At 59.8% G+C, this 25,453-nt stretch carries 35 protein-coding genes; 4 read left to right on the top strand and 31 right to left on the bottom strand.

Annotation, left to right across the window (positions count from 1 at the left end):
- Nucleotides 1-139: 139 nt before the first annotated feature.
- The 14 genes from FQ320_RS10970 to rpmC all read right to left on the bottom strand — a co-directional run bounded on the left by FQ320_RS10970 (nt 140) and on the right by rpmC (nt 7,466).
- A complete protein-coding gene (locus FQ320_RS10970; protein ID WP_148472143.1) occupies nt 140-781 on the bottom strand; it encodes an adenylate kinase in 642 nt (213 codons plus the stop codon).
- The gene (gene secY, locus FQ320_RS10975; protein ID WP_148472145.1) at nt 778-2,133 is read right to left on the bottom strand and encodes a preprotein translocase subunit SecY; all 1,356 of its coding nucleotides are present in this window, start codon (nt 2,131-2,133) and stop codon (nt 778-780) included. Before secY ends, FQ320_RS10970 begins: the two co-directional genes overlap by 4 nt.
- Nucleotides 2,134-2,270: 137 nt before the next feature.
- Complete coding sequence (rplO, locus tag FQ320_RS10980; protein WP_148472147.1) at nt 2,271-2,750, bottom strand: 50S ribosomal protein L15; 480 nt, start codon at nt 2,748-2,750, stop codon at nt 2,271-2,273.
- A gap of 276 nt (nt 2,751-3,026) precedes the next feature.
- Nucleotides 3,027-3,215 carry a 50S ribosomal protein L30 gene (gene rpmD, locus FQ320_RS10985; protein WP_148472149.1) on the bottom strand — a complete coding sequence of 63 codons (189 nt, stop codon included), beginning with the start codon at nt 3,213-3,215 and terminating at the stop codon, nt 3,027-3,029.
- A gap of 2 nt (nt 3,216-3,217) precedes the next feature.
- The gene (rpsE, locus tag FQ320_RS10990) at nt 3,218-3,802 is read right to left on the bottom strand and encodes a 30S ribosomal protein S5 (protein WP_148472151.1); all 585 of its coding nucleotides are present in this window, start codon (nt 3,800-3,802) and stop codon (nt 3,218-3,220) included.
- 142 nt (nt 3,803-3,944) lie between these two features.
- A complete protein-coding gene (rplR, locus tag FQ320_RS10995) occupies nt 3,945-4,304 on the bottom strand; it encodes a 50S ribosomal protein L18 (protein WP_148472153.1) in 360 nt (119 codons plus the stop codon).
- Nucleotides 4,305-4,314: 10 nt separating this feature from the next.
- Nucleotides 4,315-4,848 (bottom strand): 50S ribosomal protein L6, encoded by a 534-nt coding sequence (rplF, locus tag FQ320_RS11000; protein ID WP_148472155.1) that lies wholly within the window; start codon nt 4,846-4,848, stop codon nt 4,315-4,317.
- 10 nt (nt 4,849-4,858) lie between these two features.
- On the bottom strand, nt 4,859-5,251 hold the full coding sequence (rpsH, locus tag FQ320_RS11005) for a 30S ribosomal protein S8 (protein ID WP_148472157.1): 393 nt from the start codon (nt 5,249-5,251) through the stop codon (nt 4,859-4,861).
- A 12-nt stretch (nt 5,252-5,263) separates the two neighbouring features.
- The gene (gene rpsN, locus FQ320_RS11010) at nt 5,264-5,569 is read right to left on the bottom strand and encodes a 30S ribosomal protein S14 (RefSeq protein WP_148472159.1); all 306 of its coding nucleotides are present in this window, start codon (nt 5,567-5,569) and stop codon (nt 5,264-5,266) included.
- Between the two features lie 18 nt (nt 5,570-5,587).
- Nucleotides 5,588-6,151 carry a 50S ribosomal protein L5 gene (gene rplE / locus FQ320_RS11015; RefSeq protein WP_148472161.1) on the bottom strand — a complete coding sequence of 188 codons (564 nt, stop codon included), beginning with the start codon at nt 6,149-6,151 and terminating at the stop codon, nt 5,588-5,590.
- Entirely contained in the window at nt 6,151-6,456 is a 306-nt protein-coding gene (gene rplX / locus FQ320_RS11020) for a 50S ribosomal protein L24 (protein ID WP_148472163.1), read from the bottom strand. Before rplX ends, rplE begins: the two co-directional genes overlap by 1 nt.
- Nucleotides 6,457-6,458: 2 nt before the next feature.
- Nucleotides 6,459-6,827 carry a 50S ribosomal protein L14 gene (gene rplN, locus FQ320_RS11025; protein ID WP_148472165.1) on the bottom strand — a complete coding sequence of 123 codons (369 nt, stop codon included), beginning with the start codon at nt 6,825-6,827 and terminating at the stop codon, nt 6,459-6,461.
- Between the two features lie 169 nt (nt 6,828-6,996).
- Nucleotides 6,997-7,227, bottom strand: coding sequence for a 30S ribosomal protein S17 (gene rpsQ / locus FQ320_RS11030; RefSeq protein WP_148472167.1), 231 nt, complete (start codon nt 7,225-7,227; stop codon nt 6,997-6,999).
- 2 nt (nt 7,228-7,229) lie between these two features.
- A complete protein-coding gene (rpmC, locus tag FQ320_RS11035) occupies nt 7,230-7,466 on the bottom strand; it encodes a 50S ribosomal protein L29 (RefSeq protein ID WP_148472169.1) in 237 nt (78 codons plus the stop codon).
- Nucleotides 7,467-7,715: 249 nt separating this feature from the next.
- Between rpmC and FQ320_RS11040 the strand changes: the two genes are divergently transcribed.
- The gene (locus FQ320_RS11040) at nt 7,716-8,444 is read left to right on the top strand and encodes a glycoside hydrolase family 104 protein (protein WP_148472171.1); all 729 of its coding nucleotides are present in this window, start codon (nt 7,716-7,718) and stop codon (nt 8,442-8,444) included.
- Between the two features lie 3 nt (nt 8,445-8,447).
- Here the strand turns inward: FQ320_RS11040 and FQ320_RS11045 are convergent, their stop codons facing one another.
- The 14 genes from FQ320_RS11045 to rpsL form a co-directional block, all read right to left on the bottom strand.
- Nucleotides 8,448-9,068 (bottom strand): TIGR02466 family protein, encoded by a 621-nt coding sequence (locus FQ320_RS11045; protein WP_148472173.1) that lies wholly within the window; start codon nt 9,066-9,068, stop codon nt 8,448-8,450.
- 143 nt (nt 9,069-9,211) lie between these two features.
- Nucleotides 9,212-9,625, bottom strand: a complete 414-nt coding sequence (gene rplP / locus FQ320_RS11050; RefSeq protein WP_148472175.1) for a 50S ribosomal protein L16 — start codon at nt 9,623-9,625, stop codon at nt 9,212-9,214.
- A 12-nt stretch (nt 9,626-9,637) separates the two neighbouring features.
- Complete coding sequence (gene rpsC, locus FQ320_RS11055; protein WP_148472177.1) at nt 9,638-10,354, bottom strand: 30S ribosomal protein S3; 717 nt, start codon at nt 10,352-10,354, stop codon at nt 9,638-9,640.
- The gene (rplV, locus tag FQ320_RS11060) at nt 10,354-10,746 is read right to left on the bottom strand and encodes a 50S ribosomal protein L22 (protein WP_148472179.1); all 393 of its coding nucleotides are present in this window, start codon (nt 10,744-10,746) and stop codon (nt 10,354-10,356) included. Before rplV ends, rpsC begins: the two co-directional genes overlap by 1 nt.
- The gene (rpsS, locus tag FQ320_RS11065) at nt 10,743-11,021 is read right to left on the bottom strand and encodes a 30S ribosomal protein S19 (RefSeq protein ID WP_148472181.1); all 279 of its coding nucleotides are present in this window, start codon (nt 11,019-11,021) and stop codon (nt 10,743-10,745) included. The genes rplV and rpsS overlap by 4 nt, the downstream gene beginning before the upstream one ends.
- A 1-nt stretch (nt 11,022) precedes the next feature.
- A complete protein-coding gene (gene rplB, locus FQ320_RS11070; protein WP_148472480.1) occupies nt 11,023-11,865 on the bottom strand; it encodes a 50S ribosomal protein L2 in 843 nt (280 codons plus the stop codon).
- A 156-nt stretch (nt 11,866-12,021) separates the two neighbouring features.
- The gene (locus FQ320_RS11075) at nt 12,022-12,318 is read right to left on the bottom strand and encodes a 50S ribosomal protein L23 (RefSeq protein WP_148472182.1); all 297 of its coding nucleotides are present in this window, start codon (nt 12,316-12,318) and stop codon (nt 12,022-12,024) included.
- A complete protein-coding gene (gene rplD / locus FQ320_RS11080; RefSeq protein WP_148472184.1) occupies nt 12,315-12,935 on the bottom strand; it encodes a 50S ribosomal protein L4 in 621 nt (206 codons plus the stop codon). The genes FQ320_RS11075 and rplD overlap by 4 nt, the downstream gene beginning before the upstream one ends.
- On the bottom strand, nt 12,932-13,813 hold the full coding sequence (gene rplC, locus FQ320_RS11085) for a 50S ribosomal protein L3 (protein ID WP_148472186.1): 882 nt from the start codon (nt 13,811-13,813) through the stop codon (nt 12,932-12,934). Before rplC ends, rplD begins: the two co-directional genes overlap by 4 nt.
- Before the next feature lie 13 nt (nt 13,814-13,826).
- Nucleotides 13,827-14,138: a 30S ribosomal protein S10 gene (gene rpsJ / locus FQ320_RS11090; RefSeq protein ID WP_148472188.1), complete on the bottom strand. Its 312-nt coding sequence runs from the start codon at nt 14,136-14,138 to the stop codon at nt 13,827-13,829.
- Between the two features lie 126 nt (nt 14,139-14,264).
- On the bottom strand, nt 14,265-15,440 hold the full coding sequence (gene tuf / locus FQ320_RS11095) for an elongation factor Tu (protein WP_148472020.1): 1,176 nt from the start codon (nt 15,438-15,440) through the stop codon (nt 14,265-14,267).
- Between the two features lie 86 nt (nt 15,441-15,526).
- A complete protein-coding gene (gene fusA, locus FQ320_RS11100; protein ID WP_148472190.1) occupies nt 15,527-17,653 on the bottom strand; it encodes an elongation factor G in 2,127 nt (708 codons plus the stop codon).
- Nucleotides 17,654-17,732: 79 nt separating this feature from the next.
- Entirely contained in the window at nt 17,733-18,203 is a 471-nt protein-coding gene (rpsG, locus tag FQ320_RS11105) for a 30S ribosomal protein S7 (RefSeq protein WP_148472192.1), read from the bottom strand.
- A 12-nt stretch (nt 18,204-18,215) separates the two neighbouring features.
- On the bottom strand, nt 18,216-18,587 hold the full coding sequence (rpsL, locus tag FQ320_RS11110; RefSeq protein WP_099826128.1) for a 30S ribosomal protein S12: 372 nt from the start codon (nt 18,585-18,587) through the stop codon (nt 18,216-18,218).
- 480 nt (nt 18,588-19,067) lie between these two features.
- Between rpsL and FQ320_RS11115 the strand changes: the two genes are divergently transcribed.
- Nucleotides 19,068-20,261 carry a Hint domain-containing protein gene (locus FQ320_RS11115; RefSeq protein ID WP_148472194.1) on the top strand — a complete coding sequence of 398 codons (1,194 nt, stop codon included), beginning with the start codon at nt 19,068-19,070 and terminating at the stop codon, nt 20,259-20,261.
- Here the strand turns inward: FQ320_RS11115 and FQ320_RS11120 are convergent.
- Nucleotides 20,241-21,143, bottom strand: coding sequence for a DMT family transporter (locus FQ320_RS11120; RefSeq protein WP_148472196.1), 903 nt, complete (start codon nt 21,141-21,143; stop codon nt 20,241-20,243). The two genes, FQ320_RS11115 and FQ320_RS11120, sit on opposite strands and share 21 nt — an antisense overlap.
- 227 nt (nt 21,144-21,370) lie before the next feature.
- Between FQ320_RS11120 and FQ320_RS11125 the strand changes: the two genes are divergently transcribed.
- Entirely contained in the window at nt 21,371-22,429 is a 1,059-nt protein-coding gene (locus FQ320_RS11125; protein WP_222861602.1) for a type III polyketide synthase, read from the top strand.
- Nucleotides 22,426-22,926 (top strand): isoprenylcysteine carboxyl methyltransferase family protein, encoded by a 501-nt coding sequence (locus tag FQ320_RS11130; RefSeq protein WP_148472198.1) that lies wholly within the window; start codon nt 22,426-22,428, stop codon nt 22,924-22,926. The genes FQ320_RS11125 and FQ320_RS11130 overlap by 4 nt, the downstream gene beginning before the upstream one ends.
- A 204-nt stretch (nt 22,927-23,130) precedes the next feature.
- On the opposite strand, the gene coaBC is transcribed toward FQ320_RS11130, so the two are convergent.
- The gene (coaBC, locus tag FQ320_RS11135) at nt 23,131-24,327 is read right to left on the bottom strand and encodes a bifunctional phosphopantothenoylcysteine decarboxylase/phosphopantothenate--cysteine ligase CoaBC (protein WP_148472200.1); all 1,197 of its coding nucleotides are present in this window, start codon (nt 24,325-24,327) and stop codon (nt 23,131-23,133) included.
- A gap of 127 nt (nt 24,328-24,454) precedes the next feature.
- Nucleotides 24,455-25,333: an RNA polymerase factor sigma-32 gene (locus tag FQ320_RS11140; protein WP_148472202.1), complete on the bottom strand. Its 879-nt coding sequence runs from the start codon at nt 25,331-25,333 to the stop codon at nt 24,455-24,457.
- Nucleotides 25,334-25,453 lie beyond the last annotated feature (120 nt).

Consider the following 25,453-nt stretch of genomic DNA (forward strand, 5'->3'; position numbering starts at 1 on the left):
GGTCATGCCACGGGCTGCATCTTCGATTTCGGTGGTCAGAACGGGGCGCGACCCCGCGCGTTGACGATTCCCTTACGGGATGGCGTGAAATAGGGGGGATTCGGAGCGGGGTCAACCCCCCGCCCCCTTTGCCGTCGGGTTAGTCAAGTATGGCTGCGATATCTGCGGTTACCGCGTCCATTTCGCCAAGCCCGTTCACCGTGCTTAACTCGCCTCGCGCATAGTAATAACCGATCAGCGGGGAGGTCTTTTTATAGTACTCCATCAGCCGCGTTTTCAGCGCGTCCTCGGTGTCGTCCGCCCGGCGCCTGAAATCACTCGCACCGCAATTGGGGCATTTTCCATTGGCAGGCTGAGGATTGGTGATGTCGTTGAACACCTCGCCACAGGAACCGCAGGTCGAACGCGCGGTAATCCGCGAGACGAGCGCCTTGTCGTCCACCTGCATCTCGATCACCGCGTCCAGCCGGGTATTATGCTTTTCCAGCAGCGCACCAAGCGCGTCGGCCTGCGCCAGAGTGCGGGGGAAACCATCAAAGATGAACCCTCCGCCCGTATCGCCGCTCAGCTTTTCCTCGATCAGGCCGATCACGATATCGTCCGTCACAAGATCGCCGCGGTCCATCACGTCGGCCACCAGATCACCCATTTCGGTGCCGCTGGTCCGCGCCTCGCGCAGCATGTCGCCGGTCGAAAGTTGGATCATTCCCCGTGCTTCGACCAACCGCCGCGCCTGGGTTCCCTTTCCGGCACCGGGCGGCCCGAGGAGAATGATGTTCATCGTCTGGCCGTGCCTTTCTTGCCGCGGCGCTTGCCACGCAACTGCGATTTCTCAATCAAGCCTTCATACTGATGCGCCAGAAGATGCGACTGGACCTGTTGAATCGTATCCATCGTCACACTGACGACAATCAGAACCGACGTACCGCCAAAGTAGAACGGGATGGCAAATTGGCTGCGCAGGATTTCAGGCAGCAGACAGACAGCAGCCAGATATCCGGACCCCAGTACCAGCACACGCGCGACAACATAGTCCAGGTATTCTTCGGTCTTTTTGCCGGGACGGATACCCGGGATGAAACCGTTCTGATTCTTCAGGTTCTCGGCAACATCCTCGGTTTTGAATGCGACGTTGGCGGTATAGAAATAGGTGAAAAAGACGATCATCGCGGTGAAGAACAGAAAATACAGCGGCTGACCGGGTCCGAAATAGGCAAGGAGCGTGCTCATCACCGGGCCAGTTTGCTGGCCACTGAACGTCGCCAGAGTGGTCGGCAAAAGCAGCAACGACGAGGCGAAGATCGCGGGAATCACGCCGGCCGGGTTCACCTTGACCGGCAAGTGCGAAGAGCCACCGTCGTAAACCTTCATCCCAACCTGACGGCGCGGATATTGAATGTGGATCTTGCGCAATGCGCGCTCCATGAACACGACAAAGGCGATGACCGCGATCACCATCAGGATCACACCGATAATCACCAACGGGCTGACCGCGCCACTGCGCCCCGAAGCAAAGAACTGGGCAAGCGCCGCCGGAACCTCGGCGATGATGCCGACAAAGATGATCAGCGAGATACCGTTGCCGATCCCGCGCTGGGTGATCTGTTCGCCCACCCACATCAGGAACATTGTACCACCGACCAGAGTGATCACGCAGGCTGCCTGAAAGTACAGTCCAGGCTCGGTAACCAGCCCGCCGGCCTCAAGGCTTTTCGCAAGACCAAAGGCCTGGAACGTCGCCAGAACAACAGTGCCATAGCGCGTGTACTGGTTGATTTTCTTGCGGCCCTGCTCGCCTTCTTTCTTCAGGTTTTCCAATTGCGGCACCATGGCCGTCATCAGCTGAACGATAATCGATGCGCTGATATAGGGCATGATCCCAAGGGCGAAGACCCCCATGCGGGAAATCGCGCCGCCGGTAAACATGTTGAGCATGCCGCCCAGACCCGTTGATGCCGCTTCCATGAACTGTCGCAGCTCGGCCCCGTCGATGCCGGGCACCGGAATATAGGTGCCCAGTCGATAGACGATGAGAAGGGCAAGGGTAAAGAGGATGCGGCTGCGCAGCTCGGTCGCCTTACCAAAGGCGCCCCAGCTCATGTTTGCTGCCATTTGTTCGGCTGCTGATGCCATTGGGGATCTCTTTCATGCAAACGCCGCGTAGGTCCGTTTTCCGGATCACGCGGCGCTGGGAAAACTCTGCTCAAGATGTAAGCGGCACAATCGCCGCTCACAACCCTTTATTCGGCCGCATCCGCAACCTTGGGCTTTTACTCGGCAGTGTCTGCGGAAGCTGCCGCTTTCGTGACCGTCAGTGTGCCGCCTGCTTTTGCGACCGCATCGATCGCGGCCTTGCTGGCACCAGTCACAGTGATCGTGACAACGGACGTGATTTCACCCTTGGCCAGAACGCGGATACCGTCCAGCTTCCGCCGAACAACGCCGCTGTCGACCAGTTCGGTCTCGGTGATTTCAGTGCCCAACTTGCCTGAATCGAGGAATTTCTGGATCATGCCCAGGTTGATGACCGCGTAGTGCTTCGGATTGCGCATGTTGAAACCGCGCTTGGGAAGGCGCTGGTACAACGGCATCTGGCCGCCCTCATAACCCTTGATCGCGACGCCCGAACGGGACTTCTGCCCCTTGATGCCGCGTCCGGCGGTCTTGCCCATGCCCGAGCCGGCACCACGGCCAACGCGCTTGCGCTTTTTCGTTGCACCGGGATTGTCGTGAAGTTCATGCAGTTTCATGTCGCTTGCTCCTTTTGCCGGACACGTGCCCCCAGCGACGGGAGCGGCACGGCCACGGCTTTGCGTGAATCGGCGGCCGATCAGGCCACCGGAGGCGTATAGACGAGCGTTGCGGGCCGATCAAGGGCTTCACCGAAGCAACCGACAGCAAACACACGGGAATAACATTCGATCTGACCGTCTGGGAGCCAGTCAGGTTGTCCTTTTCGCTGGTCCCCAAACAAAAAGGCACCCGCGGTTGCCCGCAGGTGCCTGAATTCAAATGGATCGCGCGTTTTAGCCGCGCTCTTCCACGATCTCCACCAAGTGGGAGATCTTGGCGACCATGCCGCGTACGGAAGGTGTGTCTTCCAGTTCGCGGGTGCGGTGCATCTTGTTCAAGCCCAACCCGATCAGCGTGCGACGCTGGATATCGGGGCGGCGAATCGGTGAGCCGATCTGTTTGACGATGATGGTCTTGGCCATGTTCAAGCCTCCTCAGCCACTTGGTCGGACGCGTGGGATGCATCCTCGCGCTTGGGCAGGATGTCGGCGACCTTTTTGCCGCGACGCTGCGCGACCGAACGGGGCGATGACTCGGCCTTCAGCCCGTCGATCGTGGCGCGGATCATGTTATAGGGGTTCTGTGATCCCAGCGATTTGGCAACCACATCTTGCACGCCGAGCATTTCGAACACGGCACGCATTGGACCACCGGCGATGATTCCGGTACCCTGTGGTGCGGTCCGCATAAAGACTTTACCGGCACCGTGGCGCCCGTTCACGTCATGGTGCAACGTGCGGCCATCACGCAGCGGCACGCGGATCATCTGACGCTTGGCCTGTTCGGTGGCCTTGCGAATCGCCTCAGGCACTTCTTTCGCCTTGCCCTTGCCAAATCCGACCCGACCGCGCTGATCGCCAACGACGACGAGTGCTGCAAAGCCGAAGCGCTTGCCGCCCTTGACGGTTTTGGACACACGGTTGATCGCGACCAGACGGTCAGCGAATTCAGGGGTTTCGTCGCGCTGGTTGCGGCGTCCGCCACCTCCGCGGTTGTCATCTCTTGCCATACTCTGGCTCCTTCATGTGCCCCGTCGGGGCTGCTCTTCAATCCAGGTGAACGCGAGTTCCCGGATCATCGAGGCGCAATGCGCCTGCACTGTATTAATCCGCACTGAAGCGGAAGGTGCGTGCGAACACGCACCTCGCCGATCAGAACTTCAGCCCGCCTTCGCGTGCTGCCTCGGCCAATGCTTTGACCTTGCCGTGGAACAGGAATCCGCCGCGATCGAAATATACATTTTCGATCCCTGCTGCCTTGGCCCGTTCGGCAATCTTCGCGCCGACCTTGGCCGCCGCTTCGACGTTGTTCTTGCCCACGATCCCCAGTTCCTTTTCCAAGGAAGAGGCCGAAGCGAGCGTTACGCCTTTTACATCGTCGATCAACTGAGCGCTGATGTTCTTCGACGACCGATGGACGGACAGACGAAGCCGACCGGCGTTCATCTTCCGCAGTTTGTTCCGAACGCGCATACGGCGCTTCAGAAACAGGGTTCTTTTGCTGTTTGCCATATCCGTGTCCTTACTTCTTCTTGCCTTCCTTGCGGAAGATGAACTCGCCCTTATGGCGGATGCCCTTGCCCTTATAGGGTTCGGGCTTGCGCCATGCGCGAATGTTCGCGGCCACCTGGCCAAGCAACTGTTCGTCAATGCCTTCCAGCACGATTTCGGTGGGTTTGGCCACCGTGACCGTCACCCCTTCGGGGATCGCGAAATCAACATCGTGGGAGTAGCCAAGGTTCAGCTTAAGAACCTTGCCCTGCAATGCTGCACGATAACCGACGCCGTGAATTTCAAGCTCGCGCTTGAAACCCGTGGAGACACCGACAACCAGGTTATCGACCATGCTGCGGGTCATTCCCCACTGCTGACGCGCCCGCTTGGACGAGCCGCGCGGCGTAACCGTGATCGCGCCGTCGTCAATTGCGAAGGACACATCGTCGGTGGCGTGAAAGCTCCGGGTGCCTTTCGGCCCCTTGAGCTCGATCGTCTGGCCAGACAGCGACGCGGTGACGCCGTTGGGAAGCGGGACGGGACGTTTTCCGATACGGGACATCTTGCGCTCCTTAGAATACGGTGCAGAGCACTTCGCCGCCGACATTGGCGTTGCGTGCATTTGCATCCGACATCACGCCGTGCGGCGTGGAGACAATCGAGACACCCAGGCCCTGCCGAACGCTCGGCAGATCCTTGGACCCCATGTAAACGCGACGACCCGGGGTCGAGACACGTTTGATTTCACGGATCACCGCGGCACCCTCATAGTACTTGAGACCAATCTCAAGCGCCGGGTGGCCGTCTTTGCCGGTGGTTTTCTCATATCCGCGGATATAGCCCTCATCGACCAGTACATCCAGAACCCAGGCACGCAGCTTTGACGCTGGTGTGGAAACGGTGGACTTGCCGCGCATCTGGCTGTTGCGGATGCGGGTCAGCATATCGCCAATTGGATCGTTCATATCCTGCCCTCCTTACCAGCTGGATTTCACAAGACCGGGGATCTGGCCCATGGAGCCAAGTTCCCGCAGCATAATACGGCTGACCTTAAGCTTGCGATAATACGCATGCGGACGGCCGGTAAGCTGACAACGGTTGTGCAAACGGGTTGCCGAACTGTTGCGCGGCAGCTCTGCCAGTTTCAAGCGGGCTTTGAACCGCTCTTCCATCGGCCTTTCTTGGTCACTCGCGATAGCTTTCAGCGCAGCACGCTTGGTGGCATACTGATCCACCAGCTTTTGACGCTTCTTCTCGCGTTCGATCATCGATTTCTTCGCCATGTGATGTTTCTCCCAGGCTCAGCTGTTGAACGGCATGTTGAAATGCTTCAACAGCGCCTTGGCTTCCGCGTCGGTGTCGGCGGTGGTGCAGATGATGATATCCATACCCCAAACCTCATCGACCTTGTCGAAGTTGATCTCGGGGAACACGATGTGTTCCTTGAGACCCATGGCATAGTTGCCGCGCCCGTCAAACGATTTGCCGGGAACGCCGCGAAAGTCGCGGACGCGGGGCATTGCCACGGTGACCAGACGATCCAGGAATTCGTACATCCGTGCGCCGCGCAGGGTCACTTTGGTGCCCAAGGGCATTTCTTCGCGAACACGGAACCCGGCGATGGATTTCTTCGCCTTGGTCACCAATGCCTTTTGGCCGGCAATCGCGCTCAGATCGTCCTGAGCCGATTTCGCCTTCTTGGTGTCACGAACCGCTTCGGCACCGCAGCCGATGTTCAGGACGATCTTGTCCAGACGCGGGATCTGCATGTCGTTCTTGTAGGAAAACTCTTCCTTCATCGCGGGGCGGATCGTCTCGTTGTAGATCGCTTTGAGGCGGGGGATATAGGTTGCAGTGTCAAGCATCAGATAACATCCCCTGTGGTCTTGGCAAAGCGCACCTTCTTGCCTTCTTCCAGGCGGAAGCCGACGCGGGTTGCTTTACCATTGGCATCAACGATGGCCAGGTTGGACAGATCGACAGCCATCGCCTGGGGGACACGGCCGCCCTGGCTGTTCTGGGTCTGTTTGGTGTGGCGAATGGCGATATTCACGCCTTCGACCACGGCTTTGCCACGGGCGGGCATCACGGCGGAAATCTCGCCCTGCTTGCCTTTGTCTTTGCCGGTCAGCACGACGACGTTGTCGCCTTTTTTGAGTTTAGCAGCCATGGTTACAACACCTCCGGAGCCAGCGAGATGATCTTCATGAACGATTTGGCGCGAAGTTCGCGCACAACCGGACCGAAGATACGGGTGCCGACGGGTTCGTTGTTGTTGTTGAGGATGACGGCGGCATTCCGGTCGAACCGGATCACGCTGCCATCTTCGCGGAATACTTCCTTGGCGGTGCGCACGACGACGGCCTTGCGAACATCGCCCTTCTTGACGCGACCACGCGGGATCGCCTCCTTCACCGACACCACGATGATGTCGCCGACGGATGCATAACGGCGGTGTGAGCCGCCCAGAACCTTGATGCACTGAACCCGGCGCGCGCCGGAGTTGTCAGCTACATCCAGATTGGTCTGCATCTGGATCATTGGGTTTCTCCTGACCTTTGGGGAGCTCCGGCTTTCTGGCCGGGCGCTCTTTCCCCATGGTTTCGATCAAACTGGTTGTAAGAACCGGTATCCCTGTCATCGCTCCCTGCTCCCTGTCGGCCATTCCTCGCGATGAGGGACCGTAGGGAACCGAATAGCGACGGTGGGATCAGCCGACTATCACTTCCCAGCGCTTGGTTTTCGAGATCGGCGCGCATTCCTGAATGCGGATCTTGTCGCCGGTCTTGAAGGTGTTCTCGGGATCGTGTGCCCGATATTTCTTCGACTTACGAATCGTCTTTTTCAGAACCGGATGCGTAAAACGACGCTCGACCGAAACTGTTACGGTCTGCAGGTTGGCATCGCTGGTCACGGTGCCGCTGAGGATACGTTTGGGCATACTCAGGCCTCCGCTGCGCCGGTGGCGCCGTTGTTCGTTTCATTCGCGGCGTCGGCCGCCTTTTGGTTCAGAATCGTCAGCACACGGGCCGTATCACGGCGCACGATGCGCATCCGCGATGTGTTCTCAAGCTGGCTTGTGGCCTGCTGGAAGCGGAGGTTGAAGGCCTCCTTCTTCAGTGAGGACAGCTGATCTTTCAGCTGGTCCGGTGTCTTGTCGCGCATTTCGGCGGCATTCATCGCTTCGTCCTTTCACATCACTGGAGGGCCCCCTGAAGGGTCACCCTGATTCCGGTGGGGTCATGATGAAGGGGTCGCATACCGCCCATCACTCAACAACGCAAGCCCCGACTGATTGCGACAGTCACATTGTCGTTTCCAAGATCACTGGTTCCCACGTTCCGAAGCGAGGCTAACGGATTGGTAACGATACTGCTTCATCCCTGTCGCAACAAGAATCTCAGACCAAGGTTTTCGATGCCCCCGTCAATGGCCACACTTGCTCTTGCTCTGTTCATAGCCGTTTTCACCAAGGTCGGCGCTGTGCGGGCCGAGGCGGTCAGCCTTTTGACCGAGGATTCGGTCTTTGCTCCGCAACGTTCTCTATTTCATTCTCCTCAGGGGGCAATCGGCCAGCAAACGGGTTCAAGCCTTTTTGCCGGTCGCTCGGCCGGCGGGCTGTTCGCGCCCCTTGCCATCCGACCGCTGAGTGCACCGACCCTTGGGAGCGCCCTGACCGGCACCCAAATCGAACGCCTGCGGCAATTGATTGGCCATGCCGAATCGCGACGTGATGGGTATGACGCTGTGCAACACGGTGCTCGGGTGAAACCACCGGGCAGACCGACGCAGATGACGATCGGGGAAATCATCGCATGGATCGACGCAACCCCCGGACAGCCCCATGCCATCGGCAAGTTCCAGTTCATCCCGCCGACCCTGTTGCGGCTTGTTGCGCGCACGGGGATGCCTCCAACCACGAAGTTTTCGCCACAGGTGCAGGACAGGCTGGCCGACGAGCTGCTGCTTGAGGCCGGATTGCGCGAGGCGTCCTCGGGCAACATGGGCCGGCATCATTTTATGAGAAAATTGGCGATGATCTGGGCAGGTCTGCCGACAGCCGACGGCAAATCCTATTATGATGGATACGCTGGCAATAAGGCATCAATGACCTGGGCCCAGTACGACACCGAAATGAAGCGTATCTTCCCCGGCTGATCCTCAGTTCCAGGCGTAGTTAAAACTGATGCTGATCCGGTCTTCTTCGGCCATGTTCATCGGAACTTCATGGCGCAACCAGCTTTCCCACAAAAGAACGTCGCCGACATCGGGCGCAACATAGACGAACTGACGCAACTCCTCCCGCGCCTTGGCCTTGCGCCCCGGCGCGGCCATCATCATCGCCAGACGCGGATCCTCGAACCGGATTGCGCTTGTCCCCTTGGGCATCGAAACATAGGTCGTCCCGCTGATCACCGAATGGGGATGGATATGTGCCGTATGAATTCCACCCTCGGGCAGAACATTGATCCAGATCGAATCGAGCTTGATTTTCTTGTCGCCTGAGTCGAATTCAACATCCTTGGCAAACTCTGCCACATGCTTGTCCAGCACCTTGACCAGATCCTTGAAGATCGAAAACCGCCAGGGAAGATCGGTCAGTGAGGCATAACTGGTATAGCCGGGAAAGTCGTTTTCGTCGCACCAAGCCTGCCCAGCCTCATCGTCTTCGGCAATCGACAGGCAAGATGCTTCCAACTCTGCTCCATCCACAGGCTTTCCAAGATCGGAAAGCCGTGCGCGATAAAGGCGGGTGACGAACAGGGATGAGATGTCGGACATGGCAGAATGATACCTCGGATCAAAGAAAGGAAAAAGCCCCCGCCGCTGAACGGACGGGGGCCTCTTGATGTTTCTGGGGCGGGAATGCGGATAGTCCGCCTTCACCATCCCGACGGACTCTGTCGCCAGAAGCGACGCATCGCTTACCAGTCTTCGCGCAGAACCGTGCGGGTCTTGATCGGCAGTTTCATCGCGGCCAGGCGCAGGGCCTCGCGCGCAACGACTTCGGTCACGCCGTCGATCTCAAACATGATCCGTCCGGGCTTGACCTTGGCGGCCCAGAAATCGACCGAACCCTTACCTTTACCCATCCGGACTTCTACCGGCTTGGACGTCACGGGAAGGTCCGGGAAAATCCGGATCCAGACCCGGCCCTGACGTTTCATGTGACGTGTCATTGCACGGCGGGCCGCTTCGATCTGGCGGGCAGTGATCCGCTCGGGCTCCACCGCTTTCAGACCGAATGTGCCGAAGGCCAGGTCAGACCCGCCCTTGGCTTCGCCGTGAATCCGGCCCTTGTGCATCTTGCGGAATTTTGTGCGCTTTGGTTGCAGCATCTGTTCTACTCCTTACCGGCGGCCGCGATCGCCACGGTCACCCCGGGGGGCCGGGCCATCCTGCAGCTCGCTTTGGCGACGATCATGGGCCGACGGATCGTGCTCCATGATCTCACCTTTGAAAATCCAGACCTTGATGCCAATGATGCCATAAGCGGTCTTGGCTTCGTAGCCGGAATAGTCGATGTCCGCACGCAGAGTGTGCAGCGGCACGCGGCCTTCGCGGTACCATTCGGTCCGTGCGATCTCGGCACCGCCAAGACGGCCCGCAAGGTTGACCCGGATCCCGAGCGACCCCATGCGCATCGCGTTTTGGACGGCCCGTTTCATCGCACGACGAAAGCTTACACGACGCTCAAGCTGCTGGGCGATGGATTCGGCCACCAGACGCGCGTCCAGTTCGGGCTTACGAACTTCGACGATGTTCAGGTGCATCTCGCTGGCCGTCATTGCGGCCAGTTTCTTGCGCAGGGTCTCGATATCGGCGCCTTTTTTGCCGATGATCACGCCCGGGCGTGCTGCGTGGATCGTCACACGGCACTTTTTGTGCGGCCGTTCGATGATCACCTTGGAAATTCCGGCCTGCGCGGCTTCTTTCTTGATGAATTCGCGCATCCGGATGTCTTCAAGCAGAAGATTTCCATAGTCCTTGGTGTCGGCGTACCAACGGCTGTCCCAGGTCCGGTTGACCTGAAGGCGCATGCCGATCGGATTTACTTTATTACCCATCAGGCTTGCTCCTCGACAGCTTGTTCCACTTGGCGAACCTTGATCGTGAGTTCGGCGAACGGTTTGACGATCTTGCCATACCGACCGCGCGCACGGGGACGACCCCGTTTCATGGTCAGGTTCTTGCCAACCCAGGCTTCGGCAACGATCAACTCGTCGACATCCAGGTTGTGGTTGTTCTCGGCGTTGGCGATGGCGGATTGAAGGCACTTCTTCACGTCGTCCGAGATCCGCTTTTTCGAGAAAGTCAGATCGGACAGGGCCTTTTCAACCTTCTTGCCACGGATCAGCGCGGCGACAAGATTCAGCTTCTGAGGCGAAGTACGCAGCATGCGGACTTTGGCCAGAGCTTCATTGTCGGCAACGCGGCGGGGGTTCTTTTCCTTGCTCATTTGCGTTTGGCCTTCTTGTCGGCGGCGTGTCCGTGATAGGTACGGGTCGGCGAATACTCACCGAACTTCTGACCGATCATGTCCTCGGTCACATTGACCGGGATATGTTTTTTGCCATTGTATACGGCAAAGGTGAGCCCCACGAACTGGGGCAAGATGGTCGAACGACGCGACCAGATCTTGATGACTTCTTTGCGGCCGCTTTCGCGCGTCGCTTCGGCCTTTTTCAGGACGAATGCGTCTACGAAGGGGCCTTTCCAGACGGAACGCGTCATATCAGCGTCCTTTCTTCTTGGCGTGACGCGAGCGGACGATCAGCTTTTGCGACGCTTTGTTCTTGTTCCGGGTCTTGTTCCCCTTGGTGCCCTTGCCCCATGGCGTCACCGGATGGCGACCCCCGGAAGTCCGGCCTTCGCCACCGCCGTGCGGGTGGTCGATGGGGTTCATCACGACACCGCGGACCGATGGGCGGATGCCGAAGTGGCGGTTCCGACCGGCCTTACCGATGTTCTGGTTGCTGTTGTCGGGGTTCGACACTGCACCGACGGTGGCCATGCATTCCTGCCGCACCAGCCGCAATTCGCCCGAGGACAGGCGGATCTGAGCATAACCGCCATCACGGCCCACAAACTGGGCATAGGTGCCGGCGGCACGGGCGATCTGGCCGCCTTTGCCCTGCTTCATTTCAATGTTGTGAACGATGGTACCGATCGGCATGCCGGAGAACGGCATCGCGTTGCCCGGCTTGATGTCGGCCTTCGCGCTTGAGATGATCTTGTCACCAATGCCCAGACGCTGGGGGGCCAGGATATAGGCCTGCTCGCCATCGTCATAGGAGACCAGGGCGATGAACGCCGTCCGGTTAGGGTCATATTCAATGCGAATGACGGTCGCAATCACGTCCATCTTGTTACGCTTGAAATCGACGATACGGTAAAGACGTTTTGCGCCCCCACCAATACGACGCATCGTGATTCGTCCGGTATTGTTCCGGCCGCCATGTTTCGACAAACCCTCGGTGAGGGATTTGACGGGGCGACCTTTCCAAAGCTCCGAACGGTCGATCAGCACCAGCCCGCGCTGGCCCGGCGTCGTCGGCTTGTACGACTTGAGTGCCATGCTTTCCGTCTTCCGTTTGCTTTGCGGGCCATTCCGGCCCGGCTCTTGGTGTATAGGGCCCCGAAGGTCCCCGGCTGTCTCGGCGCGCAACCCTTCTTGGTAGCACGAACAGGTCAGCCCCGGACGAATCCGGGGCCATACCGATGAGGTCTGTTATTAAAGACCCGTGGTAACGTCAATCGTGTTACCCGGCTCAAGCGTCACATATGCCTTTTTGACATCGCGCCGCTTGCCAAGGCCACCGCGAAACCGCTTTACCTTGCCCTTGGTGATGGTCGTGTTCACGGCCTTCACCTTGACACCGAACAGGGTTTCCACAGCATCCTTGATCTGCGGCTTGTTCGCATCGATCGCCACTTCGAACACCACTGCGCCCGCGTCGGACGCCATGGTGGCCTTTTCGGTGATGATCGGCTTGCGAATCACATCGTAATGTTCAGGTTTCGCGTTCATTTCAGCCTCGCTTCCAGCGCTTCGAGACCGGCCTTGGTGATGACCAGCGTATCGCGCTTGAGGATGTCATAGACGTTGGCGCCCATGGTGGGCAAAACATCCAGACCGTCGATGTTGGCGGCAGCACGGGCGAAATTCTCGTTCACCGCGGTGCCGTCGATGATCAGCGCCCGCTTCCAGCCAAGTGCCTTGACCTGCTTCGCCAGCATCGCCGTCTTGATCTCGGCCATATCCGCCGCATCGATGATGACAATGCTGCCTTCCGCCATCTTGGCCGACAGCGCATGGCGCAGGCCCAGTTTGCGGAACTTCTTGGTCAGTTCATGGCCGTGGCTGCGCGGAGTCGGACCCTTATAGATGCCGCCCCCACGAAAGATCGGTGCCGAGCGGGCGCCGTGGCGTGCGCCACCGGTGCCTTTCTGGCGATAGATCTTCTTGGTCGAATACTTGACCTCGGACCTGGTTTTCACCTTATGGGTGCCGGCCTGCGCATTGTTGCGCTGCCAACGAACCATACGGTGCAGGATGTCCGCGCGCGGCTCCAGGCCGAAGATCTCTTCGCCAAGATCGACCGACCCGGCGTTGCCGCCGTCCAGATTGATCACGTCGAGTTTCATGCGTCGCCTTCCTTCTTCTCGTCCAGAGGCTCGCTCTGGTCACCGGCTGCATCCTTGTCCGCTTCGATACCGACTTCGGCCGCCTTGATTGCGGCCTCTTCGGCTGCTGCGGCTTCGGCTGCTGCTGCCTCTTCGGCGGCTGCGGCTTCGACTGCGGCTGCTTCGGCGGCTTCACGTGCCATACGTTCGGCTTCCTCGGCGGCGGATTTCAGGGCCGCGGGATAGATCACACCATCGGGAGTCGGCTTCTTCACCGCATCCTTGATTGTAACCCAGCCGCCCTTGGATCCGGGAACCGCGCCTTTGACCATGATCAGGCCACGATCGGCGTCGGTGCGAACGACCTGAAGATTCTGCGTGGTGACACGGGCAGCGCCCATGTGACCGGCCATCTTCTTGCCCTTGAACACCTTGCCGGGATCCTGACACTGGCCCGTGGACCCGTGCGAACGGTGCGAGACCGAAACGCCGTGCGATGCACGCAGACCGGAGAAGTTGTGCCGCTTCATAGCGCCGGCAAACCCTTTACCAATCGAAGTGCCCGCCACATCGACGAACTGACCTGCAAAGTAATGGTTGGCCGTGATTTCCTCACCGACCCCGATCAGATTTTCGGGGGCGACGCGGAATTCCGCAATCTTCCGCTTGGGCGCAACCGAAGCGATGGCAAAATGGCCACGCATCGGTTTGGTCGTGCGGCTGACCTTGGCCGTGCCCGCACCCAGCTGAACGGCGGAATATCCGTCCCGCTCAAGAGTGCGCTGAGCGACCACCTGAAGTGAATCGAGTTGAAGAACGGTAACAGGAATCTGCTTGCCGTCTTCCATGAACAGTCGGGTCATCCCGACCTTTTTTGCGATAACGCCTGAGCGCAACATGACGGTGCCCTCCTCAGACTTTGATCTCGACGTCGACACCGGCGGCCAGGTCGAGCTTCATCAGCGCGTCCACGGTCTGGGGTGTCGGGTCGACGATGTCGAGCAGCCGCTTATGGGTGCGGATCTCGAACTGATCACGGGATTTCTTGTCGACGTGGGGGCCACGCAGAACGGTGAATTTTTCGATCTTGTTCGGCAGCGGAATGGGTCCGCGCACGTGGGCGCCCGTCCGTTTGGCGGTGTTCACGATTTCCTGCGTGCTGGCATCCAGCACGCGGTAATCGAACGCCTTGAGCCGAATGCGAATGTTTTGGCTGGCGGCCATAGCAATTGCCTTTCGCGGCTTTGAGATTGAGAGGTGGAGGCGCCGGAATTGACGCCCCCACTTCGAATCTGTCGTTCCTGGTTGGGCTTGCGCCCTTAAATCAGCGGTACAGCTTCGTTTCGTTGATTACTCGGTAATCTTCGAAACAACCCCCGCGCCGACGGTGCGGCCGCCTTCGCGGATGGCAAAGCGCAGGCCCTGCTCCATGGCGATCGGCGCGATCAGCTCGACACCGAAGGACACGTTGTCACCCGGCATGACCATTTCCGTACCCTCGGCCAGCATCACCGTGCCGGTCACATCCGTCGTGCGGAAGTAGAACTGCGGGCGATAGTTGGCGAAGAACGGCGTGTGACGGCCGCCCTCTTCCTTGGTCAGGATATAGGCTTCGGCTTCGAACTTGGTGTGCGGATTGACCGACTTCGGCTTGCACAGCACCTGGCCACGCTCAACGCCGTCACGGTCGATGCCGCGCAGCAGGACGCCAACGTTGTCGCCAGCTTCACCACGATCCAGCAGCTTGCGGAACATTTCCACGCCCGTGCAGGTCGTTTTCTTGGTGTCCTTGATGCCGACGATTTCGATCTCGTCGCCAACGTTGATCACGCCACGTTCGATCCGACCGGTCACAACCGTACCACGACCCGAGATCGAGAACACGTCCTCGACCGGCATCAGGAACGGCTGGTCAATTGCGCGCTCGGGCGTCGGGATCCACTCGTCCACGGCGGCCATCAGCTTGCGGATGGATGCTTCACCGATTTCAGGATCGGTGCCGTTCATTGCCGCAAGGGCCGAACCGGGGACGACCGGGATGTTGTCGCCGTCATACTCGTACTTCGAGAGCAGCTCGCGGATTTCCATCTCGACCAGCTCAAGCAGTTCGGCGTCGTCGACCTGATCGACCTTGTTCATGTAGACGACCATCTCGGGGATGCCGACCTGGCGTCCCAGCAGGATGTGCTCGCGGGTCTGCGGCATCGGGCCGTCAGCAGCGTTCACAACCAGAATCGCGCCGTCCATCTGTGCCGCACCGGTGATCATGTTCTTCACATAGTCAGCGTGGCCGGGGCAGTCGACGTGGGCATAGTGACGGCTCTCGGTCTCGTATTCCACATGGGAGGTCGAGATCGTGATGCCACGCGCCTTTTCTTCGGGCGCACGGTCAATCGAGTCATAGGCCTGAAAATCGCCGAAATACTTCGTGATCGCAGCCGTCAGTGTCGTCTTGCCGTGGTCAACGTGACCGATCGTGCCGATGTTCACATGCGGTTTGTTGCGTTCGAACTTTGCCTTTGCCATGATATGGCTCCTTCTATGTCGGTGTGGTGCGCCATGGGGCGCACCCTACGCAGTGGATGTAGGGTGCGCGGTCTCCGCGCACCGACTTATGCAAACTTGGCTTGAATCTCTTCGCTGATATTCTGCGGCACCGGCTCGTAATGATCGAACTGCATGGTAAAGTTCGCACGGCCCGACGACATAGAACGCAACGTATTGATATAGCCAAACATATTGGCCAGCGGCACATAGCATTCAATCGCGATGGCGTTGCCGCGCGTATCCTGCCCCTGCACCTGACCGCGACGCGAGGTCAGGTCGCCGATGATGCCACCGGTATATTCCTCAGGCGTCACCACCTCGACCTTCATGATCGGCTCAAGCAGTTTCGCGCCGGCCTTTCTCAGACCTTCACGCATGCACATGCGTGCCGCGATTTCGAAGGCCAGAACCGAGGAGTCGACGTCGTGGAACTTGCCGTCGATCAACTGGACCTTGAAGTCGATGACCGGGAAACCGGCAAGAGGTCCGGAATCGAGAACCGACTTGATGCCCTTTTCGACGCCCGGGATGTATTCTTTCGGGATCGAACCACCAACGATCTTGCTCTCGAAGGAATAGCCTTCGCCCGGCTCGGTCGGCATGAGGATCATCTTGACCTCAGCAAACTGGCCCGAACCACCCGACTGTTTCTTGTGGGTATAGGTATGCTCAAGCTCACGACCAATGGTTTCGCGATAGGCAACCTGCGGCGCACCGATGTTCGCTTCGACCTTGAATTCCCGCTTCAGGCGATCGACCAGAATGTCGAGGTGAAGTTCGCCCATGCCCTTCATGATCGTCTGGCCCGACTCGATGTCGGTTTCGACGCGGAACGACGGATCTTCGGCGGCAAGACGCTGCAGGCCAAGGGACATCTTCTCCTGGTCGGCCTTGGTCTTTGGCTCAACCGCGATCTCGATGACGGGATCGGGGAAGGTCATGGTTTCCAGAACCACCGGATCATGGACCGCGCTGAGCGTGTCACCCGTGGTCGTGCCCTTCAGGCCCGCCAAAGCGATGATATCGCCAGCGAAGGCTTCGGCAATCTCTTCCTGCTTGTTGGAGTGCATCATGACCATCCGGCCGATACGCTCTTTCGAGTTCTTGGTCGTGTTGATCAGGTTGTCGCCCTTGACCAGCTTGCCCGAATAGACGCGGGTAAAGGTCAGGGTGCCCATATAGGGGTCGTTCATGATCTTGAACGCCAGACCCGAGAACGGCATGTCGTCGTCCGCACGGCGGGCAATGTTACGCGTCTCGGTTTCGTCGCCGGGGCGGAAGCCCATATAGTCGACAACGTCTTTCGGCGACGGCATATAATCGATGACGGCGTTCAACAGAGGCTGCATGCCTTTGTTCTTGAAGGCGGAACCGGCAAGAACCGGCACAAAGGCCAGCGCCAGAGTGCCCTTGCGGATCAACCGGCGCAGGGTATCGGCGTCGGGCTCGACACCCTCCATCAGATAGGTTTCCATCACCGCGTCGTCCATTTCGACGGCGGTTTCAATCAGCTTGCCGCGCCATTCTTCAGCCGAGGCCTTCAGGCTGTCACGGATCGGACGACGCTCCCAGGATGCACCCAGATCTTCGCCGCTCCAAACCCATTCTTCCATGGTGACGAGATCGACGATCCCTTCCAGTTCGGTTTCCGAACCGATCGGGATCTGGATCGGAGCAGCGCGTGCGCCAGTCCGGCTTTCGATCATCGCGACACAGTTGAAGAAGTCAGCGCCGATCTTGTCCATCTTGTTGACGAACACCATCCGCGGAACTTTGTACCGGTCGGCCTGACGCCAGACGGTTTCAGTCTGCGGCTCGACTCCGGCGTTGGCGTCCAGCACGCAGATCGCGCCGTCCAGCACGGCCAGCGAACGCTCGACTTCGATCGTGAAGTCAACGTGGCCGGGTGTGTCGATGATGTTGAAGCGATGGCGCGTGCCTTCGATCGGCGGCGCATCGGCATCGATGTGGCGCTCCCAGAAGGTCGTCGTCGCAGCGGACGTGATGGTAATTCCCCGCTCCTGCTCCTGCTCCATCCAATCCATGGTCGAAGCGCCGTCGTGGGTTTCGCCCAGGACGTGGTTCTTGCCTGTATAAAACAAGATACGCTCGGTGCAGGTGGTTTTGCCGGCGTCGATATGCGCCATGATGCCGATATTGCGGTAGCTCTGAAGCGGATAGTCGCGTGCCATTGGGCTGCTCCTGGGGGAATGTTGTCGGACGGATCGGGGCGCCGCAGGCCGGCACCCCCATTGTCAGTTAATGACAGACTTACCAGCGGTAGTGGCTGAATGCCTTGTTGGCATCGGCCATCTTGTGGGTGTCTTCACGCTTTTTCACGGCAGAACCGCGGCCATTGACAGCATCGACCAGCTCACCGGCCAAACGCTCTTCCATGGTGTGCTCGTTGCGCTTCTTCGACGCATCGATCAACCAACGGATCGCCAATGCCTCGCGGCGCTCGGGACGCACCTCGACTGGCACCTGGTACGTAGCACCACCAACCCGGCGCGAGCGAACCTCGACGGACGGCTTGATGTTGTCCAGGCACTCGTGAAACACCTCGACGGGTGATTTCTTGAGCTTGCCTTCGACACGGGTGAAGGCGTTATAGACGATCCGTTCAGCGACGGATTTCTTACCGTCGACCATCAGGTTGTTCATGAACTTGGTCAGAACCCGGTCGCCATACTTGGCATCGGGCAGGACTTCGCGTTTTTCGGCGGCGTGGCGGCGGGACATCTTCTAATCCTCTTATTTCGGACGCTTCGCGCCGTACTTCGACCGGCGCTGCTTGCGGTTCTTAACGCCCTGGGTATCCAGAACACCGCGCAGAATGTGATAACGAACGCCGGGAAGATCTTTTACCCGGCCACCACGGATCAGGACCACCGAGTGCTCCTGAAGGTTGTGGGATTCACCACCGATATAGCTGATGACCTCGAAACCGTTTGTCAGGCGCACTTTGGCAACCTTACGCATGGCCGAGTTCGGCTTTTTCGGCGTCGTAGTGTAGACGCGAGTGCAGACGCCGCGCTTTTGCGGGCACCCCTGCAGGTGCATCGACTTTGAACTTCTGACTTTAGGCTGCCGCGGTTTGCGGATCAGCTGCTGGATCGTTGGCATTCCGGTCTATTCCCCGTGTTGCAACACATATATGTTTCGGCCCCGCATGGGCGCAGTGTTCTGCCCGCTGGGGGCCGGTCTGGGGCGCGCGCCCCGGTGATATCGCAGTATCTTGCGCGTCCGCAAAACACAAAAACCGCTCTGCTCGCCCGTAAGGGGAACACGCGTTGGGTTTCCAGAGGATCGGACGAAAACGCCGGATCGTGACCACAATAGTCCTGTAAGGGATAAGCAACCAAATGGCCACACCCATCCCGAGTGGCCGCCGTATATGGGGAGTCGCGGGGGGTGTCAACAGGCTCAGAGCGGTCAGTCTCTGTCGTGTGGTCCCTGACCCCTGCCCTGACCTCGGCCCTGAGCCCTGCCGCAATTCCGCCCCAATTGCGCCATTTTGAGGTCACAGGGTTTTGCGAGCGATTAAGGACAACGGGCGCGAAAGCCCGGAACGGCAGTTTTGGCAGCACAGGCAGGCGGACACAGATGGCGGATACGCTGCCCACCGGGCTTTTCATATCAGAAATCCTGGCCGACAATGCGGGCGGCTCGGCGCATGATACCGATTCCGATGGTAAGGCGAACAAGGCCGACGAATACATAGAAATCCAGAATGGCAGCGGTTCGGCAGTTTCGCTGGACGGGCTTCAGGTGTGGTCGCAGGCCAAGGGGCTCCTTTATACTTTTGATTCGAACGCCGCAGTGGCCCCGGGTCAGACCGCCACTTTGGTGGGTGAATATACCGGCACCCCGCCCGCCGGGTTTTACAGTGCCGGGATTTCAAATAACGGCGACTTTCTCCCCGATGGGGAAGGCAATAAATTCGATACCCTGTATCTTTACGATCCCGGCTCGAACTCGTTCACCTCGCTCAGTTACGGATTGCCGCCCCGTGATGCCACACCGCCTGCCGGTTTTCCATCGGGTGCGGTTCGGTCGGGCAGCGGCGAATCGATCGACAGTGGGTCACCGAACGGCGTCGCGATCACCCGGGATGCCAACGGCAACCTGACCGAAGGCACCCCAAGCCCCGGCACACCCGGAACTCTGTGCATCGCCCGGGGAACCATGATCGCCACGTCGCAAGGACCGGTGGCCGTTGAGAATCTGCGCCCGGGGCATGCATTGCGGGTCAAGGACGGACGGCCACAGACCCTCAGGGCAGTCGGCTGGACATGCCTATCGCAAACGCTGCTGGCATCCCTACCCGAGCTTGCTCCGGTGACCCTGTCGGCGGGCCTGATAGGCAACACTCGCCCCTTGACGCTGTCGCCCAATCACCGGGTGATGACGACGGGTGCCCTGCCGCAGCTCCTGTTCGGTGAACCCGAGGTTCTGACCCCGGCCAAATCGATTGCCGGTGCGCTCCGGGAGGCCCCGCAAGGGCCTGTGACGTATTTTCATCTGCTGCTGGACAGTCACGCGCTGATCCGGGCCGAGGGCGCTTGGATCGAATCGCTGTATCTGGGCGATGTCGGGCGGGACTGGGTGCAGAATATGCGCAGTCTCGGACACCTCCACGAACAATCCTGCGCGGCAACCGACCTGATCACCCACGACCGGACCGTCCGCCCCTGTCTCAAACTGTTCGAGGCGCTGTTGCTGGCCGGCCCCACCGCCAATCAACCAATTCGTCCGTCGCCGACACGTGCCGCGCGTCTACAGCATTCCGGCGCGTGACGCGCGCAGCTCCCGCGCAACCTTTTGTTCGCGCAGGAGTGTGAATACGCCGGTTGCGACGATGATCGCCGCACCGAGCAGCGTCAGGGCGCGCGGCCATTCGCCAAATATCAGCCAGCCAAGCAGCAAGGCGGCAATCAGACCGGTATATCGGAAGGGCGCGACAACACTGATGTCACCGCCGCGCATGGCCATCACACTGAACAGGTACCCGACGATCAGGCAAAGAGATGCGACCCCCAGCCAGCTCACCTGAACCGCAGAGACAGGCACCCAGTCGACGAACAGCGTGCCAACCCCCGCGGCCAGAGCCACACCAAGCGCCGTCACCGCCGCGACGGTGATCGAAGGCACGCCGCGCGATAACCGCCGGGCGGTCAGTTCCCGCACCGTCACAGCCAGCACCGCCAGCAGGGCATAGACCGAGAATATGTTGAACCCTTCGGTTCCCGGCCGAACAATCAGCAGCACGCCAAAGAATCCGACGCCGATGGCGGTCAGCCGCCGCCAGCCAAGCGGTTCATGAAAGAACATCGCACCCGCCAGCGTAACCGACAGGGGAAGAACCTGTAAAATCGCAGAAACATTGGCAAGCGGCATGTTGGTAAGCGCCGACATGAACATGATCGCGCCAATGATTTCGGCCAGGGTGCGCAGGACAATCAGCCAACTGTCGCGGTGCGACTCCGGCAGGCGCAAGCCGCCCATCGCCTTGGCCAGAACAATCAGACAGGCCGAGGTGAATATCCCCCGCAGAAACAGCGTCTGCATCAATGGAATTTCAGCCAGAACCAGCTTGATGAACGCGTCATTGATCGTAAAGGCGACCATACAGATCACCATATAAAGTGCAGCGCGTGAATTTTCGGAGAGACCGGCCATGAAGCCCGATTAGCACCGGGCGATCATTTGTGCCATGACTATTGCCTGGCCGTTGGAAACCGCCTGATCCGGCAGATTTTGAAGGCTTGCTCACGCGGTCATTTCCGTGAGGTAAGCCCGTGCTGCTCACCGACTTGTCACTGGTCGATGCCCTTGCCGACGCTATCTGTTCAACACTGCACTGAAGAGGGAGCGCTGTGTTTCCTTCTGCTTCGGGGAAAACCAGCTTGTCCGTTTACCTTCACGGGGTCGCCACGGCCCTCCCGCCCCATGAAATGCCGCAGGATCTTGTCCGCTCCAAAGCGCATGAGATCCTTGGACCGAAGTATCCACAGTTTCAGCGGTTGCTGACCACTTTTGCCAGCGCGGGAATCGAACGGCGATGGTCGGTCATGCCGATTGACTGGTTTGACGCTCCGCACGGATGGCACGACCGCAATGCCGCCTATATCGACGGTGCCACAGCCCTGTTCCGCACCGCAGCACAGGGCGCGCTGGATCAGTCTGGCTGGCGTGCGGATCAGGTGGATTGCATCGTCACCCTGTCCTCTACCGGCATCGCCACACCAACGCTCGAGGCGCGGGTGATGGTTGAAATGGGGTTCCGCCCTGATGTGCGCCGGGTGCCGGTTTTCGGTCTGGGTTGCGCGGGCGGGGTTTCCGGCCTGTCGCTGGCTCAGGCGCTTGCCACGGCGGCGCCCGGTGAGCGGGTGCTTCTGGTCGTGGTGGAAACCTGCACGCTGTGGTTTCGCGCCGACCGTCTGCAAAAGGCCGATATCATCGCGACCGTGCTGTTTGGCGACGGCGCAGCGGCGGTTTGCCTGTCAGGCATCGAACCTGTGGGGCGCAAGGTGACATTGGGCGCGGGAACTCAGGTCACATGGCCCGATACGCTGGATATCATGGGCTGGGATGTGGACGACGTTGGACTTGGCGTCGTGTTCGACCGCTCGATCCCCGCCTTCGTGACCGAGCGTTTCGCGGATGCCGTGGATACCGCGCTGTCAGCAACGGGGTACAGCCGCGCAGATATCGACCGGTTCGTCTGCCATCCCGGCGGGGCCAAGGTGATCACCGCGATCGAGGGCGCGATGGGCCTGCCCGCCGGAACGCTGGACGACGAACGCGAGGTGCTGCGCGGGGCGGGGAACATGTCAGCCCCGACCGTTTTGTTCGTGCTCGAGCGTGTGCTGAAGGGCGGTGCCACAGGTCAGATGATGGCAGCGGCACTCGGTCCGGGATTTACGGCGGCCTTCCTGCCGTTGCACGTCGGCGCGACGAAATGAGCAGCGGTGCCGCAGTGTTTCTGGCGTTTCTGGTGGTACAGCGCCTGTCCGAACTGGTGATCGCACGGCGCAACACCGCGCGGCTGCTTGCGGGCGGAGCACGCGAGGTCGCGCCCGGGCATTACCCGCTGATCGTCGCACTGCACACCGGCTGGATCCTGTGTCTGATCTGGTTTGGCTATGATCAGGCAATCCATCCCGTATGGCTGGGTCTGTTCGCGCTGCTTCAGGTTTTGCGCATCTGGATTCTTGTCTCGCTTGGCGGGCGTTGGACCACGCGCATCATCGTGACCGACACGCCGCTGGTGGCACGGGGTCCTTACCGATGGGTCAGCCACCCGAACTATCTTTTGGTGGTGCTCGAAATCGCCGTCGCGCCGATGGTGCTGGGGCTGTTTTGGGTCGCGGTGACGTTCAGCCTGTTGAATGCCGGCGCTCTGGCGATCCGCATTCGCGCCGAAGATGGCGCGATTCGCCCGGACAAAAGCGGCACCTGATAGGTTGGGCTTTGCGGGTGATCGTTAGACATGCCCGCCATCCTGCCTTGGATTTTTCAACCGCCTCAGGCGTCCTTGGCCATATCGACCCGCGCAAAGAATGGCCGCATCTTCCTCAGGGACGGTGGGAAAAAATGCCACCCCGCCCGCTGTGCGAAAGATCGCTGAGCGTGATTGCGCCCCAACCAACCGCTTAACCTGAGATCAGTGCGCCAACGCCCCGGCAATCCGCTGCGCCAGACGCTGCGCCACGGCATCTTTGCCCATACGTGGCCAGTCTTCGACCCCTTCGGCGGTGATCAGGGTGACCGCGTTCTCCGTGCCGCCCATGATTCCGGTTTCCGGCGACACGTCGTTGGCCACGATCCAGTCACAGCCCTTGCGGGCGCGTTTCGACTTGGCATGTTCGGTAACGGTTTCAGTCTCTGCCGCAAAGCCGACGACCAGTCCGGGGCGGCCTTCGGTCATCTGCGCAACTGTGGCAAGGATATCGGGGTTTTCATGAAATTCCAGCTGTGGCAGGCCGCTTCCGGTCTTTTTCAGCTTCTGCGCCGAAGGCTGCGCCACGCGCCAATCGCCCACGGCAGCGGCGAACACCGCCACATCGGCAGGCAATGCCGACTGCACCGCCTCAAGCATCTGTTGCGCCGTTTCCACGCGCACGACCTCGGCACCCAAGGGCGGCGCCACTCGTGCCGGGCCGGTCACGAATGTCACCCGGGCACCCAGCGCCAGAAGCGCTGCCGCCAAGGCCGCGCCCTGTGCCCCGGACGACCGGTTCGCAATATAGCGAACCGGATCAATGGGTTCGTGGGTTGGCCCTGACGTCACCAGAACATGCCGCCCGTCCAGCGGCCCCCCGGCGAGGGCCGAACTGATCGCGGCAACGATCTCCAGTGGTTCGGACATGCGCCCCGGCCCATGTTCGCCGCACGCCATGTCGCCGTCGTTGGGTCCGACGGTCAGAATGCCGTCACTTTGCAGCACTGCAAGATTACGCTGACAGGCAGGATGCAGCCACATCCGCACGTTCATTGCAGGCGCGATCAAAACCCGTTTATCCGTCGCCATCAGCACGGTCGAAGCCAGATCATCGGCCTGCCCGCCTGCCATCTTGGCCATCAGATCGGCGGTCGCAGGTGCGACAACCACTAGATCGGCAGCGCGGGACAACTCGATATGCCCCATCTCGGACTCGGCGGTCAGATCGAACAGTTCGCTGAAGACCTTTGTCCCGGCCAGTGCTGAAACCGACAGCGGGGTGACGAATTCATGCGCGGCGCGGGTCATCACCGGAGTTACCCGGGCACCGCGTTCGCGCAGACGTCGAATCAGATCCAGCGCTTTGAACGCCGCAATCCCGCCGCCGATGATCAGAAGAATATGCCGACCCTGAACCATAAATCGCCCCTGAGAATATCAAGGCAACCTTAGGGTCATGTCGGGGAACAGTCCATTGCCGCCGCAAGCCGGTCAAAACCCGGTCGGCGGAGAAAACCAGCGCAGCGCTCCGGCGCCGCCCACGCGATCACACAAGAAAGTGGTGAACCTCGCGCGACTGGCCCTCAAGGCTCTTGCGCATTTTCCCGAATGCCGCCGCCTCAAGCTGGCGCACACGCTCTTTGCTCAGGCCCAATTCATCGCCCAAAGATTCAAGCGTCCGCACCTCGTCGCGCAGCTTGCGTTCGCGCACGATGAACCGCTCGCGTTCGTTCAGTTGTGCCATTGCCGACAAAAGCCATTTGCGCAGGGTATCCAGATCCTTATTCCGGGTGACGATGTCCGCTGCCTGCTCGCTGTCATCCTCCAGCGCATCGATCCACTGGCGGCCCTCATCCTCGCTGCTCTGAGTTGCGTTCAGGGAAAAATCGCTGCCTGACAGACGGCCCTGCATCATTTCGACATCATGCAGGGGCACCCCGACCTCGGTCGAGATCATCTGACGCACCTGATGCATATCCAGAGTTTCGCCGCGCGACACCGCTTCACGCTCTAACCGGGCCTGAACACGGCGCATGTTGAAAAACAGCGATTTCTGGGATGAGGTCGAGCCGGTGCGCACCATCGACCAGTTGCGCATGACATAGTCCTGAATACTGGCCTTGATCCACCAGACGGCATATGTCGAAAAGCGCACGCCACGGTCCGGATCGAACTTCTCGGCGGCCTTCATCAGGCCGAGTGACGCCTCTTGGATCAAGTCGTTCATCGGCGCACCGTAACGGCGGAACTTGCCGGCCATTGAAATCGCCAGCCGCATATAGGCAGTGATCAGGCGATGCAGCGCGGCTTCGTCGCGCTGGTCGCGCCAGGCATAGGCAAGACGCAGCTCGGTTTCCGCATCCAGAAGCTCGGCTTTCATCGCGCGACGCGTCATGGTCTGATCGGTAAATCCATCAAGCGCCATATCAGTATCCTCCTGTTGCGGCCTCGCCACCCGGGCCTTAGGAAACGAAGTCTCAAGCGCATCGTTCTTAAAGCCTACGAAGCAAAAACGTCTCCGGATCAATAAAAGTTGCACAGAAAC

The sequence above is a fragment of the Oceaniovalibus sp. ACAM 378 genome, assembly GCF_008085915.1.
In the GTDB taxonomy this organism is placed as follows: domain Bacteria; phylum Pseudomonadota; class Alphaproteobacteria; order Rhodobacterales; family Rhodobacteraceae; genus Oceaniglobus.

Excerpts from the sequence above, each read along its gene's own strand:
- FQ320_RS10970 (WP_148472143.1), bottom strand. The coding sequence starts at position 781 with ATGAACATCATTCTCCTCGGGCCGCCCGGTGCCGGAAAGGGAACCCAG.
- secY (WP_148472145.1), bottom strand. The coding sequence starts at position 2,133 with ATGGCATCAGCAGCCGAACAAATGGCAGCAAACATGAGCTGGGGCGCC.
- rplO (WP_148472147.1), bottom strand. The coding sequence starts at position 2,750 with ATGAAACTGCATGAACTTCACGACAATCCCGGTGCAACGAAAAAGCGC.
- rpmD (WP_148472149.1), bottom strand. The coding sequence starts at position 3,215 with ATGGCCAAGACCATCATCGTCAAACAGATCGGCTCACCGATTCGCCGC.
- rpsE (WP_148472151.1), bottom strand. The coding sequence starts at position 3,802 with ATGGCAAGAGATGACAACCGCGGAGGTGGCGGACGCCGCAACCAGCGC.
- rplR (WP_148472153.1), bottom strand. The coding sequence starts at position 4,304 with ATGGCAAACAGCAAAAGAACCCTGTTTCTGAAGCGCCGTATGCGCGTT.
- rplF (WP_148472155.1), bottom strand. The coding sequence starts at position 4,848 with ATGTCCCGTATCGGAAAACGTCCCGTCCCGCTTCCCAACGGCGTCACC.
- rpsH (WP_148472157.1), bottom strand. The coding sequence starts at position 5,251 with ATGAACGATCCAATTGGCGATATGCTGACCCGCATCCGCAACAGCCAG.
- rpsN (WP_148472159.1), bottom strand. The coding sequence starts at position 5,569 with ATGGCGAAGAAATCGATGATCGAACGCGAGAAGAAGCGTCAAAAGCTG.
- rplE (WP_148472161.1), bottom strand. The coding sequence starts at position 6,151 with ATGCTTGACACTGCAACCTATATCCCCCGCCTCAAAGCGATCTACAAC.
- rplX (WP_148472163.1), bottom strand. The coding sequence starts at position 6,456 with ATGGCTGCTAAACTCAAAAAAGGCGACAACGTCGTCGTGCTGACCGGC.
- rplN (WP_148472165.1), bottom strand. The coding sequence starts at position 6,827 with ATGATCCAGATGCAGACCAATCTGGATGTAGCTGACAACTCCGGCGCG.
- rpsQ (WP_148472167.1), bottom strand. The coding sequence starts at position 7,227 with ATGCCCAAACGTATCCTCAGCGGCACCGTGACCAGCGATGCCAACCTG.
- rpmC (WP_148472169.1), bottom strand. The coding sequence starts at position 7,466 with ATGAATGCCGCCGAAATGCGCGACAAGACACCGGACCAGCTGAAAGAT.
- FQ320_RS11040 (WP_148472171.1), top strand. The coding sequence starts at position 7,716 with ATGGCCACACTTGCTCTTGCTCTGTTCATAGCCGTTTTCACCAAGGTC.
- FQ320_RS11045 (WP_148472173.1), bottom strand. The coding sequence starts at position 9,068 with ATGTCCGACATCTCATCCCTGTTCGTCACCCGCCTTTATCGCGCACGG.
- rplP (WP_148472175.1), bottom strand. The coding sequence starts at position 9,625 with ATGCTGCAACCAAAGCGCACAAAATTCCGCAAGATGCACAAGGGCCGG.
- rpsC (WP_148472177.1), bottom strand. The coding sequence starts at position 10,354 with ATGGGTAATAAAGTAAATCCGATCGGCATGCGCCTTCAGGTCAACCGG.
- rplV (WP_148472179.1), bottom strand. The coding sequence starts at position 10,746 with ATGAGCAAGGAAAAGAACCCCCGCCGCGTTGCCGACAATGAAGCTCTG.
- rpsS (WP_148472181.1), bottom strand. The coding sequence starts at position 11,021 with ATGACGCGTTCCGTCTGGAAAGGCCCCTTCGTAGACGCATTCGTCCTG.
- rplB (WP_148472480.1), bottom strand. The coding sequence starts at position 11,865 with ATGGCACTCAAGTCGTACAAGCCGACGACGCCGGGCCAGCGCGGGCTG.
- FQ320_RS11075 (WP_148472182.1), bottom strand. The coding sequence starts at position 12,318 with ATGAACGCGAAACCTGAACATTACGATGTGATTCGCAAGCCGATCATC.
- rplD (WP_148472184.1), bottom strand. The coding sequence starts at position 12,935 with ATGAAACTCGACGTGATCAATCTGGACGGCGGCAACGCCGGGTCGGTC.
- rplC (WP_148472186.1), bottom strand. The coding sequence starts at position 13,813 with ATGTTGCGCTCAGGCGTTATCGCAAAAAAGGTCGGGATGACCCGACTG.
- rpsJ (WP_148472188.1), bottom strand. The coding sequence starts at position 14,138 with ATGGCCGCCAGCCAAAACATTCGCATTCGGCTCAAGGCGTTCGATTAC.
- tuf (WP_148472020.1), bottom strand. The coding sequence starts at position 15,440 with ATGGCAAAGGCAAAGTTCGAACGCAACAAACCGCATGTGAACATCGGC.
- fusA (WP_148472190.1), bottom strand. The coding sequence starts at position 17,653 with ATGGCACGCGACTATCCGCTTCAGAGCTACCGCAATATCGGCATCATG.
- rpsG (WP_148472192.1), bottom strand. The coding sequence starts at position 18,203 with ATGTCCCGCCGCCACGCCGCCGAAAAACGCGAAGTCCTGCCCGATGCC.
- rpsL (WP_099826128.1), bottom strand. The coding sequence starts at position 18,587 with ATGCCAACGATCCAGCAGCTGATCCGCAAACCGCGGCAGCCTAAAGTC.
- FQ320_RS11115 (WP_148472194.1), top strand. The coding sequence starts at position 19,068 with ATGGCGGATACGCTGCCCACCGGGCTTTTCATATCAGAAATCCTGGCC.
- FQ320_RS11120 (WP_148472196.1), bottom strand. The coding sequence starts at position 21,143 with ATGGCCGGTCTCTCCGAAAATTCACGCGCTGCACTTTATATGGTGATC.
- FQ320_RS11130 (WP_148472198.1), top strand. The coding sequence starts at position 22,426 with ATGAGCAGCGGTGCCGCAGTGTTTCTGGCGTTTCTGGTGGTACAGCGC.
- coaBC (WP_148472200.1), bottom strand. The coding sequence starts at position 24,327 with ATGGTTCAGGGTCGGCATATTCTTCTGATCATCGGCGGCGGGATTGCG.
- FQ320_RS11140 (WP_148472202.1), bottom strand. The coding sequence starts at position 25,333 with ATGGCGCTTGATGGATTTACCGATCAGACCATGACGCGTCGCGCGATG.